Here is a 13,112-nt window from a genome sequence, read left to right as displayed (position 1 = left end):
TCTTGAACCGGGTGTCTATGCCCCCGAAGCGTCGCACTTGGGCACGTAGAAATCCGAGGTTTTCTGCCGGCCTGCCAGCCACCAGCCTGCCTGTTGCGGCCAGATTTCGAACGCGGTGTCGTGTCCCAGTGTGCGCGCCGCATGCTGCGCCCAGTTCGGATCGACCAGCGCCTCGCGGCCGATGGCAATCAGATCGGCGCGGCCATCGGCCAAAATCGCCTCGGCCTGCTCCGGGTGGGTAATCAGGCCCACGGCCATGGTGGTCATCTGAACATCCTTCCTGACCCGTTCGGCATACCCGACCTGAAATCCGGGCTGGCGCTTCTGGCCACCGCTGGCGGTTGCAGCGCCGGCGATGCCGCTTGATGAACAATCCATCACGTCGACGCCGATGCGCTTGAGCTCGCCCGCCAGCACCACGGTGTCATCGAGCGACCAGCCTTCCGGTGTGCCGTCCACAGCCGAGGTTCGGAAGAACAGCGGCAGCTCGTCGGGCCACACCGCGCGCACCCGCTCGGCAATCTCCAGCGCTAGCCGCATGCGACCGGCCAGGTTGCCGCCATATTGGTCGGTGCGCTTGTTGGAAAGCGGCGAGAGGAAACTGTGCACCAGGTAGCCATGGGCGCCGTGAATCTCGGCAATCTTGTAGCCGGCGGCCAGCGCGCGACCGGCGGCGGTGGCATAATCGTCAATCAGCTCGTTGATGTCGGCCTGCGACAGCGCGTGCGGCACCGGCCAGCCATCGGCCACCGGCACGGCCGAGGGGCCGACCGGTGTCCAGGGCATGTCACCGCGGGCAATGTCGGCATCGTTGAGCGGGCCATTGCCGAACCAGGGGCGCTGCATGCCGCCCTTGCGGCCGGCGTGACCGAGCTGGATGGCTGGAATGGCGCCGTGCCTCAGCGCAAACTGGGCGACCCTTGCATGACCGGGAATCTGGCTGTCGGTCCACAGGCCGGGGCAGCCATGGGTGATGCGGCCGCGCTTCTGCACTGCCGTGGCCTCGGTGAAAACAATTCCGGCGCCGCCGATGGCAAAGCGGCCGAGATGGACCGTGTGCCAATCGTCCAGATGTCCATCATGGGCTGAATACTGGCACATGGGAGAGATCACCACCCGATTGCGGGTGGTGATTCCGCGAAGCGTAAGCGGTTGGAAAAGCTGGGGCAAAACGGTCATCGGGAATCCTTTAGTAGATTTTGCGGGACGCTATCGCTCGCGGCGGCCAAGGGCAATCGATGGCTGCCGGAAATGCACAATCGGTTTGCGTGGGCCTGCAGGATCTGGCAGGTCAGAATGAAAGAAGCGTCCCCACGCCGGTCAGGCGGTGAGAACGCTCCCTGTCCAATCCCCCGCCGCCGCGCAAATCCGCGGCGGCAGGGCGGGATCACATCAGTTGGATTTTTCCATAAGTTCGCCGATGGCGTTAACGGCGTTGCCGACACCCTCGATGGTTTTCTGAACCTTCTCGGCCTTCAGTTCGGCTTCGGTCTTGGGCCGGGCGGCTTCTTCTGCGGCAGCGGCTGCGTCTGCCGCTGCTTTTGCCGCAGCTTCTTCGTCGGCCATCTTCTCTGCTTCCAGCTCGGCGCGAACCTTCTGCTCGGCCTCAAGCTTGATACGGGCCTCGGTTTCAGCCTTCACGCGCAGCGCGTCTTCGGCCTGCAGCTTTTCATATTCGGCATTTTCCAGTTTGATCCGGGCTTCTTCCTCGGCCTTGGCCTTGGCGGCCTCGGTGGCGTTGGCGGCCTGGGCTGCCTTTTCTTCCGCTGCCTTGGCGGCGGCCTTTTTCTCGGCTTCCATTTCGGCGCGGACCTTGTCCTCGGCCTCGAGCTTGATGCGGGCCTCGTTTTCGGCCTTGGCACGCAGCTCTTCATCGGCCTTGGCGGCGGCTTCGGCCTTGGCTTTTTCAGCCGCTTCGGCTGCCGCCTTGACGGCTTCCTGCTCGCTCAGCTTGTCGGCTTCCGTGACGGCTGGCGCCTGGTCGGTTTCGGTGTTGGCGCTGTTGTCTTCGCCACAGGCCGCAAGGAAAAGTGCCAGTGTTGTGACGCTCAGGATTTTGACAAGCATGTTGGTCCCCCGGATTTGCTGTCGACGGTGAGGAATCACCGCCTTGTTGGGCCCCTGTCGAGCACACCACTCATGAATGCAGGGTTAACAGCGCGTTAATTCCCGGTTCATCGGCCTTCATGCGGGGGGCATGCGCCCATACCAATGATGATGGCTCAGCCGGTTTCAGCCTCGGTGGTTTGCCGCACCTGCGCAATTGCCTTTTGCAGGGCTTCGTCGGAATAGGGCTTCATCAACAGCACGGCGTCGGAATCGGCGCCGTCGGGCAACTGGCTGTCACCGGTGGCAAAGATGATGCCGACATCGGGTTTTAGCTGCCGTACCTTTCGGGCAAGCTCTCCGCCGCGCATGTCGGGCAGGCCGACATCGGTCACCAGAATGTCGATCTGCTGCTGGCTGGCGGTGGCTGACAGTGCTTCGGCGGCGGTTCCCGCCTCGATCACGGTGTGGCCCATGTCTTCCAGCACGTCGCACGTATTGATGCGAATCAGAGCCTCGTCCTCGACCAGCAGTACGGTCAGCTTGCCGGTTTCAGCCAAAGACTCGCTGCGGGCAGGGGCAACGGCAACGCTCGCCGGTTGGGGCTGTTGCGGTGCTGCGTCCTGCGGCGCAGTGTCCTGCTTTCGGCTGTCGATCACCCGCCGGATCCGGTGATCCAGCGCTTCCCGCGTGTAGGGCTTGGACAGCAGTTCAACCCCGGGATCGAGCTTGCCGCCGTGAACGATCGAGTTCTCGGTGTAGCCGGAGGTGAACAGCACCGCGAGACCGGGAAGCCGGGTCGTAGCAAGCTTGGCCATTTCCGGGCTCTTGAGCGTGCCCGGCATCACCACATCGGTAAACAGCAGATCGATCCCGGCGCCGCTCTCGATCACTGCCAGGCCGGCTTCGGCGTCGCGCGCGGTCAATACCTTGTAGCCAAGGTCGCTGAGCGTCGCCACCACGGTGGCGCGGACCTCGTCGTCGTCCTCGACCACCAGAATGGTCTCGGTGCCGCCGATCACAGCGCCTGTCTGGTGCGGCGTTTCCAGCTCTTCCTCTGCAAGCGCGCGCGGCAAATAGAGCTTGACCGTGGTGCCATGGCCAATCTCGCTGTAAATCTTGACGTGACCGCCCGATTGCTTGACGAAACCGTAGACCATCGAAAGGCCGAGACCGGTGCCCTTGCCTTCCGCCTTGGTCGAGAAGAACGGCTCGAACGCCTGTTCCAGGGTGTCGCGGTCCATGCCTGCGCCGGTGTCGGAAACCGCGATCAGCACGTAGTCGCCGCTGTCGACGTCGTCGTGGGTGGCGGCGTAGGTGTCATCGAGGCGGGCGTTGCCGACCTCGATGGTCAATTGCCCGGCGCCGTTCATCGCGTCGCGGGCGTTGATGGCGAGGTTGAGGATGGCGTTTTCGACCTGGGTAGGGTCCGCCAGGGTGTTCCACAGGCTGTTGCCAATGACCGTTTCGATCTCGATGGTCTCGCCGATCGAGCGGTGCAGCAGATCGTCCATGCCGTGGATGAAGCGGCCGATATTGATCACCTTCGGCTCCAGCGGTTGCCGGCGGGCAAAGGCCAGCAGCTGGCTGGCCAGCTTGGCGCCGCGATGCACCCCGGCCAGCGCGTTCTTGACGCGGGTTTCGGCGCCGGTATTGCCGGCCACGTCCTTGCCCAGCAATTGCAGATTGCCGGCGATCACCTGCAGCAGATTGTTGAAATCATGGGCGACGCCGCCGGTCAGCTTGCCGATGGTTTCCATTTTCTGCGATTGCTGCAGCGCCTTCTGCGACTGCAGCAATTGCTGCGTGCGGTCCTCGATGCGCTGCTCCAGGGTTTCGTTGAGTTCGGCCAGCGCGGACTCGTTCATCTTGGCGTGCTCAATGTCGGTATTGGTGCCGACCCAGCGGCGAACTTCGCCATTGTCGTTCCTGACCGGCGTGGCGCGGACCACGTGCCAGCGATAGCTGCCGTCATGGCGCCTGACCCGGAACTCGGCCTGGTAGGTTTCCTGCCGTTCCAGCGCGTCGGCCCAGGAGGCGGCTGCCGCGGGCAAATCCTCTGGATGGACAATTGACCCCCAGCGGTCGCCTGTCAGATCTTCCTGGCTCAGGCCGCTGAAGTCGAGAACACGGTCGTTGAGCCAGTCGATCTGACCGTCCGGCGTTGCCGTCCAGACATGGTTGAGCATCGATTGCGACAGGGTCCGGAATTCCTCTTCGCTGGTCTTGAGCGCGATCTCGGCGCGCTTGCTGGCGGTGGTGTCGGAAAACAGCACGGCGACATTGTCGGAGCCGGTACCGTCTATCGGGAACGCCTGAACCTGGAACCAGCGGTCGCCGATTGCCGCCGCCGGGTTCTCGAAACTGACGGCCTCGCCGGTCTTGGCAACCTTGCCGTAGATGTCGAACCAGTGCTGTTCATGCCCGGGGGCGATATCACGACGCATCCACTTGCCGATGGGATCTTCGATGCCGGTGTGTCTGGTGAAGGCCTTGTTGACCTCGAGGAATTCGTAATCGACCGGTTCGCCGCTCTCGTTCCAGATCATGCGGATGACGCAAAAGCCGGTTTCGAGAATTTCGAACAGGTTACGGTAGCGTTCGCGCTGGTGAAACGCCTCGCGTTCCGCCGCCTTGCGCGCGGTGATGTCGAACAGCACACCGGGAAACCGCGGCGCGGCGCGGCCCTTGCCGTCGATCAGCCGCCCCTTGGCAGCCACATCGGAAACCGACCCGTCAGGCCGGACAATCCGGAATTCGCCATTGTAGCTGCCACCGACCTCGACGGCGCGGGCGAGATCGGCGGCAACCCGGTCGCGGTCCTGCGGGTGAATGATGTCGAGCAGTACCTGCCGCGGAACACCGCCGCGGGCGCGCTCGACTTCCAGCCCGAACGCCTTTGCGAAACGGCTGTCGGCGCTGATCATGTCGCCGGCGATGTTCCAGTTCCAGGTTCCGATGATCTCGGAATTGGACATGGTCAGATCGAATCGTTCCAGCAGCTGCTTGGTCTTCATGGTCCTTATGGCGATCACCCGGCCGCCGTCGGGGGCGGGAACCGAGAGCCATTCCAGATCCATCGGGCCGTCGACGGCGATGAAGAAATCGAGATCGTCGAACACCTTGGCATAGGGTTGGCCGATCACCTCGGCTGCACTCCAGCCAAGCAGACGCTCGGCGCCCTCGCTCCAGCCGGAAATCAGGCCATCAGCATTGAGAAAGATCAGCGGGGCGGAAAATGTCGTGTCCATGGGCTCTCATTAACCGGCTCGGCCGGCGATACCGCCGGCGGGAAGGGAAAAGATCGAGATAGTCGCGTCGCTTGTCGTCATCCTGTATCATATCCGCAGGCTATGCCTAGACCTAACCTTGCATGCCGGATGCGCCCGGATTTCACCGCGGCGGGATCAGGCGGAAGCGTCACCCCTGCTGACACCTGCTGTCAGCATCACACGCCTTCGTTCCCGTTTTGCCCCGGCCACCTCTTTCTTTCGCCATCGACTCTGCCCATATTGTGGCCATGGCAAAATCCCCCTCAAAATCATCCGGTTCGGATGGTTCCGAATTCGACGGTTTTGAAGAAGCGCCGCAGCGGCCGCTCTCCGGCGCGCCGGTGTCCTCGTCCGGCTCGATTGCCGACTGGGCCGCCGATCTGGCCAGGGAAGCCGAACTCGATGCGGTCAAGGCCCGGCGCAAGGCGGAAAACCGCGAGATCCGCTCCCAGGCCGGCAAGCACAGGCGCAAGGCCGGTCAGCTCAGCGCCGAGGAAGCCGCCGCGCTGCCGCCCAAGGGCAAGCCCGCCAGGAAGGGCAAGGCTAAGGAGTCCGACAGCAAGACCGCCCGCGGCACCTCTATCGGTGGCTCCAGCAATCCGCGCGAGCGCGCCGCCGCCGGGCTCAATGCCGTGGCCGGGCTCGACATGTCGATGGAGGAGGCGGAAGCCTCGGGCGCCACCAGCGCCAACACCGCCACCGTGCAGGCGCTGTCGGACCTGATCGAAAGCGGCAACCCGCTGTTCAAGAACGGCAAGGCCTGGACCCCGCACCGGCCGGCGCGACCCGAAAAATCCGAGGGCGGCGTGCCGATCCGGATGGTCACCGAGTATGAGCCCGCCGGCGACCAACCGACCGCGATTGCCGATCTGGTGGCGGGCGCGAACGAGAACGAGCGCAACCAGGTGCTGTTGGGCGTCACCGGCTCGGGCAAGACCTTTACCATGGCCAAGGTGATCGCCGAAACCCAGCGCCCGGCCTTGATCCTGGCACCCAACAAGACGCTGGCAGCCCAACTCTATTCCGAGTTCAAGAATTTCTTCCCCGACAACGCGGTCGAGTATTTCGTCTCCTACTACGATTACTACCAGCCCGAGGCCTATGTGCCGCGCACCGATACCTTCATCGAGAAGGAATCGACCATCAACGAGCAGATCGACCGGATGCGCCACGCCGCCACCCGGGCGCTGATGGAGCGCGACGACGTCATCATCGTCGCCTCCGTCTCCTGCATCTACGGTATCGGCTCGGTGGAAACCTACACTGCCATGACCTTCCAGATGGCGGTCGGCGACCGCATCGACCAGCGCCAGCTTCTGGCCGACCTGGTGGCGCAGCAATACAAGCGCCGCGACATGGATTTCCAGCGCGGCTCGTTTAGGGTGCGCGGCGACACCATCGAACTGTTCCCGGCCCACCTGGAAGATGCTGCCTGGCGGATCACGCTGTTTGGCGACGAGATCGAGAGCATTGCCGAGTTCGATCCGCTCACCGGCCAGAAGACCGGCGACCTGCAATCGGTCAAGATCTACGCCAACTCGCACTATGTGACGCCGCGGCCGACGCTCAACCAGGCGGCCAAACACATCCGCGAGGAACTCAAGCATCGCCTCGCCGAGCTCGAAGCCTCGGGGCGTCTCTTGGAAGCGCAGCGGCTCGAGCAGCGCACCCGGTTCGATCTGGAAATGCTCGAGGCCACCGGCGTCTGCCAGGGCATCGAGAACTATTCGCGCTATCTCACCGGCCGTGCGCCCGGCGAGCCGCCGCCGACGCTGTTCGAATACATCCCCGACAACGCGTTGTTGTTCATCGACGAGAGCCATGTCTCGATCCCGCAGATCGGCGGCATGTATCGCGGCGACTTTCGCCGCAAGGCGACGCTGGCCGAATACGGTTTTCGGCTGCCCTCCTGCCTCGACAACCGTCCGCTGCGGTTCGAGGAATGGGACGCGATGCGGCCCTCCACCGTTGCCGTCTCGGCCACGCCCGGCAACTGGGAGATGGAGCAGGCCGGCGGCGTGTTTGCCGAACAGGTGATCCGCCCCACCGGGCTGATCGACCCGCCGGTGGAAGTCCGTCCGGCCCGCGCCCAGGTCGACGATGTCTTGGGCGAAATCCGCGCCACCGCCGAGGCCGGCTACCGCACCCTGTGTACCGTGCTGACCAAGCGCATGGCCGAGGATCTGACCGAATATCTGCACGAGCAGGGCGTCCGCGTGCGCTACATGCACTCCGACATCGACACGCTGGAGCGGATCGAGATCATCCGCGATCTCCGGCTCGGCGCGTTCGACGTGCTGGTCGGCATCAACCTCTTGCGCGAGGGGCTCGACATCCCCGAATGCGCACTGGTGGCGATCCTCGATGCCGACAAGGAGGGCTTCCTGCGTTCCGAAACCTCGCTGATCCAGACCATCGGCCGTGCCGCCCGCAACGTCGACGGCAAGGTGATCCTCTATGCCGACAAGATCACCGGCTCGATGGAGCGCGCCATGGAGGAAACCTCGCGGCGCCGCGCCAAGCAGGAGGAATACAACACCCTTCACGGCATCACCCCTGAATCGGTCAAGGCGCATATCTCCGACATTCTCGATTCGGTCTACGAGCGCGACCATGTCCGCGCCTCGATCTCCGCGCCCTATGGCAAGGGCGGCAAGGGCCAGGCGAGCGACGAGGGCGCGCTGGTCGGCGCCAATCTCAAGGCGCATCTGGAAGCCCTGGAAAAGCAGATGCGCGATTCCGCCGCCGATCTCGATTTCGAAACCGCCGCCCGCCTGCGCGACGAGATCAAGCGGCTGAAGGCCGTCGAGCTCGACCTGATGGACGACCCGATGGCCCGCAACGCCGGCATCGAAAACACCAAGGCCTCACGCAAGGCCGCGGCCACCGGCAAGCCGGTGCGGGGGCCCTCCAAGGCGCCCAATCCCGATATCCTGCGCAACCCGGAATCGAACTATTTCAGGAAACCGACGCTCGACAACATGGGCCCGGGCACCGACATGGAAAAACCGCTGGCCGGCGGCAAGGGCGACGACGCAGCGCCCGGCTATTTCCGGAAAAACAGCCTGGACGAAATGACCGTCGGCCGCACCGAAAAGCCTGTGCCGGGCAAGGCTCCGGCGAAAAAACCCGATGATCCGATCCTCAAACGCGGCAAGGTGGGGGCGGGGTCTTATGAAGATCCGGCCGAAGCCGCCCGCCAGAAACGCCGCCCGGGCAAGACGGGCCGGCCGGGACGGTGAGATGGCGACATACAGAGAAATTCAGAACTGGGTGAAAGCTAACCACGGATTTGTGCCGAAAAGCTGCTGGATTGCGCATTGCAAAGACATGAATGGATTGAAGCCGAGAGTGTCGGCGCGGCGTTATGACGTAGCTGTGAGGCAGGTGCCTTGCCCGCCAGAAAAGCGGGAGCCGATAGAAAGCGCTTTCAGATATTTTGGCATGATAAATTAGGAGACCGGGATGTCTGTGGCACCCGATCTCCCCCTTGTGGGGGAGATGCCCGACAGGGCAGAGGGGGGTAATCTCTCCCCCAGCGCCAGCCTCGAGTTCCCCCCCCCCCCCCCTCTGTCACCTACGGTGACATCTCCCCCGCAAGGGAGGAGATTGGACTCACGATCCCCTCACCAACAAAACCCACGGTTTGGCCCTGCCGGTCCAAGCCCGTGTTTTGTATCCTTTGCCACAAGGGGAGAGGTGGACACCGCAGCCTCCACCGTCACCCCGGACTTGATCCGGGGTCCAGCAGCGTCTGCGTCGGCAGACGCGGGAGACTGTTCGGAAAACGCGGTCCGACGGAAGCGGTCTTTCGACCCCTCAGTGGCAATGCACCTGACCGGTTTTCTTCTCCATATGGCAGCATTGTCCCGGCGGCGAACTCTTGCGACAACCGCCGCCATGGGCGTAGGCCCAACTGGTTGAAAACAGCGATACCATCGCCAGCAGCGCAAAACATCGTTTCATGGCACTCTCCCCAACACCTGATGCGTTCGCGGCACACTCGCTCATGCTGCTCCCAATATCAACTCGGGGTTGATGGTATGTCTAATACGCGCGCCGTAATCGCAACCGGATGCGGCCTGCTGCCGGACGACCCGCCATCCCGGACTTGGTCGAGAAAAGCGAAGGGACGTCGCTGCCTCCGAGGAACCATTCTGCAAGCTCACATCAAGGGCGAATTGTGGGTGGCCCGCAACGCAGCTTTAGTTTCAATCACCTTGATTTTTTTAATATGCGTCAGATCAAGTAGCGTGAAGCGAGGACGTCCCTGTCCAACTTGTACTACATCAAACTGAACGGTGACCGGCTGCTCAAGCCAGTCCCTATTTAATGCATGTGGATCAATGCTTGCATCAAACCTCCCGATTATCGGTTGATCATCATCGATCGGCTGGAACTGAAAAGTACGCGGTTTTGGGAGGCTTCCTTCGAAAGCACCTTTAAAGTGTTCAGTAGTGTGTTTTATGTTGCCTTCACTTAAACGTTCTTTTGCTGCTTGAACCTGTTCGGCACCGGCGTAACGAAAAAAGTGATTTTTGAATTCAAGGCCGCACCAAGCGTCTCTTTTCCACATGAAATCTAAGAACTCCACGACCTTTTTAATTGCGCGGGGGTGCACGGCATGCACGATGTCTGTGACTTCATCGTCAGTCCCCAGTGCCGATTTTTCAAGAATATCGAGAAGCATCTTCAATGCTTCCTCGGCACCGCCGGATTCTGAAAATAGATTGGGGTCGAGGTTGGGGAGCTCGAACTCGAAGCCAAAAGAACCGGTTGCGATTCCTGTAATGGCGAGTTCGTTTCGCGCTTTGTCTGGTATAGGCCCCATATAACGCAATTTGTCGCGCATTCCAGCGATGATGGCAGCAAAGGCTTCTGCGAAGTGGGCTGAAGCTTTAGTGCCAAAATCTGCTGATATGCTACGACTTTCAATGACCGGGGAGCCTCTGAAAGTAAGTCGAGTGCGCTCCGGCTCTACATAGTCGTGAATTGTTTCGAGTGCTGTATAGGCGCGCTTCAGTCGTGCTTCGAACCCCGAGCGTTCAATCAGGTTATGTTCCGGGATCAGTTCAAGAATTTCGTTTAGTTCTTTGATTTCGGAAAGGAGGCGTTGCTGATCATGTTTCATGCCTCGACCATCAAATCTTCGAGTGCCGATCGTGCTGCTGTGTCGGCCGCAGGATCAAGTTTTGTCTGCACGAAGCCTTTCCAACGTTGGTTTCGCTTATGGGACCACATACTATACTAATAGGAAACTTGCCTGACCCGACGCTCGACTAACGCCTCCCCTAGAATTTCAAAATATGAGTCGACTCTAAACCTCGCCCTCACCTCGTCATTGTTGAATATGTGTGGGATTTTTTCATAAAGCGTGGCCTGAGTTTCCCCCTCTGGGAGGTGAAAGTATGTTATCACGTCAATGTCATTTGGGGAACGAGATTGATGCGTCTCAACGTCCTCCATAAAGCTTCCATCCAACCACTGGAAACCATGTAGGACGCCGGCCCCATATAGTTCTTGACGAAAGCGCAATAGGCCTTCGAGGATGTTTCTGCGCTCGATTGACGTTGCGAATTGATCGACAATTTCAATTATGCGTGCAGGGTAAGGTGAACGGTTGTTGCTCGTTCCGTCTTCTTCAGGCCAAATTGGCGGAAGATTACCCTCCATGTTCCATTCTGGAATCATATGCGATGGCACCTGTATTTAATGGTGGATCGATCAGGATACAAAATCCGAATGATATAATTTTGCCGATCTTAATGCACACGTAAAAATTGCGCCACTGAAAAATACGGCGCTCTCTAATTGCCAAACAAGCAACTGCGATCTGCCTCCCACCAAACATTTTCCACACCCATTTCTCCCATGCCATACTCCCCGGCACTTCCGCTGCCGGATGGATCGCGAGCGTTTCGAGCCAGGCGGGAGGGAATGCCTCTGGCAGGGCGTCCCAGCGTAGGGCGTCGGGTCAGGGGAGGCGGTGGCCATCGTGGTTCCGCTGGCAGCCCGCGCCCGAAAACGGCGCGGCGCGCGCCAGCCACCGGGCCGGAATTTGCGCTTTTGCCTGCCGCACGGCGGGTGGGGAGCGGAGAACCGGGCCGGGCCTGTGGCGGACACGGCCGGGCTGGATGCGGGCCCAGGCGCGGGTGATTTCACTCGGCCAAGCGGACACGCATCACTCACAGCCTGACCGGGGTTCGTGCCGGAACACGCGCCAAAAGCATCTCCCGCGGTCTGTCCGGATCGCGGCCGGGGCAACCCGGGCGGGAGGCCGGTGAGGAAGCCGGGCCTCGCGGGAAGCAGGCCAGCGCCTGTCGGATGCCGGACAGCAGCCGGCGAGTTTCGGGCCGCGCGCGCTCAGCGCCACCCTACTACACTTGTTTTGAGGCACTGCCCGTGTGCGGCCCTCCGGACTGATGTCATGGCCACACCCCGGTGAACTTTTTCGCGCGGGTGCGTTTCCGGCTGTCTGGCCTGTATAGAAGCGTAAACGGAGACGCGGCGGCGCGGCGAGAGGCCCGCAGGGAACGGGCAGTTTTCGCGCCGGAACCGGACACAGGTCCGCGCCGGATGATCCTCCACCCGAAAGCTGATTGCCCCCGCGCTTCAGCGCCCGGTGCTCACCAATTCCCGATGCGGCTCAGTTGACCTTGCAGCCGCGGCGGCGTTCCTCGGCCTTGATCTTGGCAACCCGGCGGGTTTCGCGCGCGCTCAGATCAGGGTCCTTGGTCCAGCAGTCGGCATTGCCAAACGTGCGTTTGCCGAGGCTGGTGGAAAAGCAGTAGCCGTTGTCGGCGTAAATCGCGTTGCGCTCATACCACAGGTCCCAGCAACTGGCAGCGGATGCGGCGGGCACAAGTGCGGTCATGCCGGTCAACATTCCGGCGGCGAAAATCATCATGGTCGGTTTCAAGGCGTGCTCCAATCGGCTGAAGATGATGGACGTCAGAGTTCATCCTACAAGGGCGGCGCCGGCATGCAATGATGCTAATCAAGTAACTATGCATTTGACGATGCCGATGATGATGCCGGTCCGACTGAAGCCGCGTATCGGGAATACAGGCGCCCGCCATGTGCGGGCCGTGCTTCGCAACAGCGCTGACACAGGGCCACGAAAAAGGGCAGCCCGGCGCTGTGCCGGACTGCCCTTGATGCGTGTCGTGGTCTGGTTCAGCCGCTGACGGCGGGCGCTTCATCCGCTGCCGGTGCCATCACCGCGGCGGGCAGTTCGTCCATCGCCGCCAGTTGTTCGGCGCAGGCATCGGCAACGCCATCAATGCCGTCCTCGACGCCGTCGATGGTCGCCCAGCCGCCGTCCTCGATGAAGTTGTCGCGGTCCCAGGATTTGGCTTCCTTGAGCTTGGCCAGTTGCATGCTGGCGCCGGGGGCTGCGACGAATTTCTTGACGCAGAGCGCGGAAACGATCTGCGTGCCGACATCATTGCCGGCCTTGTCGGCCATTTCCTGCGCAGTGCCGCCGGTGACCCAGCCGCCATAGCTTGAGAAGCCGACGATGGCGAGCACAACGGCTCCTGCCGCCGCTCCGAGGAGGGCGGGTTTCGTCCATGTGGGGATCTGCATGGGGATGTCCAATCTGAAAACGAACGCGCAGCATTGCGCGCACAGAGGGGCACCCTACACGGAAAGTGACAATCAGTAAAATTTCGTGAGTTTTTGGCCCGAGGTTCTCCGATCAACGCTTGGCAATCCGGTTGCCTCGCGATGCCGAGCGGTCATGTTAACCGGTGCTTAACGATCTTGGCCGGTTTGTCGCCGCGCTAACCCATT

General features: G+C 61.7%; 9 protein-coding genes. 1 reads left to right on the top strand and 8 read right to left on the bottom strand.

Annotated features, from left to right (window positions below; translation table 11 throughout):
* Positions 1–15 precede the first annotated feature (15 nt).
* From OEG84_RS08940 to OEG84_RS08930, 3 genes are all read right to left on the bottom strand, one after another.
* Positions 16–1,179, bottom strand: a complete 1,164-nt coding sequence (locus OEG84_RS08940) for an NADH:flavin oxidoreductase/NADH oxidase (protein ID WP_267653431.1) — start codon at positions 1,177–1,179, stop codon at positions 16–18.
* A 213-nt stretch (positions 1,180–1,392) separates the two neighbouring features.
* Positions 1,393–2,067 carry a hypothetical protein gene (locus OEG84_RS08935; RefSeq protein WP_267653430.1) on the bottom strand — a complete coding sequence of 225 codons (675 nt, stop codon included), beginning with the start codon at positions 2,065–2,067 and terminating at the stop codon, positions 1,393–1,395.
* A gap of 155 nt (positions 2,068–2,222) precedes the next feature.
* Positions 2,223–5,297 carry a hybrid sensor histidine kinase/response regulator gene (locus tag OEG84_RS08930; RefSeq protein ID WP_267653429.1) on the bottom strand — a complete coding sequence of 1,025 codons (3,075 nt, stop codon included), beginning with the start codon at positions 5,295–5,297 and terminating at the stop codon, positions 2,223–2,225.
* A 269-nt stretch (positions 5,298–5,566) separates the two neighbouring features.
* Between OEG84_RS08930 and uvrB the strand changes: the two genes are divergently transcribed.
* A complete protein-coding gene (uvrB, locus tag OEG84_RS08925; RefSeq protein ID WP_267653427.1) occupies positions 5,567–8,560 on the top strand; it encodes an excinuclease ABC subunit UvrB in 2,994 nt (997 codons plus the stop codon).
* A 577-nt stretch (positions 8,561–9,137) separates the two neighbouring features.
* On the opposite strand, the gene OEG84_RS08920 is transcribed toward uvrB, so the two are convergent.
* The 5 genes from OEG84_RS08920 to OEG84_RS08905 all read right to left on the bottom strand — a co-directional run bounded on the left by OEG84_RS08920 (position 9,138) and on the right by OEG84_RS08905 (position 12,905).
* A complete protein-coding gene (locus OEG84_RS08920; RefSeq protein WP_267653426.1) occupies positions 9,138–9,284 on the bottom strand; it encodes a hypothetical protein in 147 nt (48 codons plus the stop codon).
* Positions 9,285–9,483: 199 nt separating this feature from the next.
* The gene (locus OEG84_RS08915; protein WP_267653425.1) at positions 9,484–10,449 is read right to left on the bottom strand and encodes a hypothetical protein; all 966 of its coding nucleotides are present in this window, start codon (positions 10,447–10,449) and stop codon (positions 9,484–9,486) included.
* Positions 10,450–10,565: 116 nt separating this feature from the next.
* Complete coding sequence (locus OEG84_RS25490) at positions 10,566–10,991, bottom strand: DUF6932 family protein (protein WP_425602904.1); 426 nt, start codon at positions 10,989–10,991, stop codon at positions 10,566–10,568.
* A gap of 973 nt (positions 10,992–11,964) precedes the next feature.
* Positions 11,965–12,225, bottom strand: coding sequence for a YARHG domain-containing protein (locus OEG84_RS08910; protein WP_267653423.1), 261 nt, complete (start codon positions 12,223–12,225; stop codon positions 11,965–11,967).
* 269 nt (positions 12,226–12,494) lie between these two features.
* Positions 12,495–12,905, bottom strand: coding sequence for a hypothetical protein (locus OEG84_RS08905; RefSeq protein WP_267653421.1), 411 nt, complete (start codon positions 12,903–12,905; stop codon positions 12,495–12,497).
* Between the last annotated feature and the right edge of the window lie 207 nt (positions 12,906–13,112).

Source organism: Hoeflea algicola (assembly GCF_026619415.1).
Classification (GTDB): Bacteria; Pseudomonadota; Alphaproteobacteria; order Rhizobiales; family Rhizobiaceae; genus Hoeflea; species Hoeflea algicola.
This window is presented reverse-complemented; position numbering and strand designations above follow the sequence as displayed.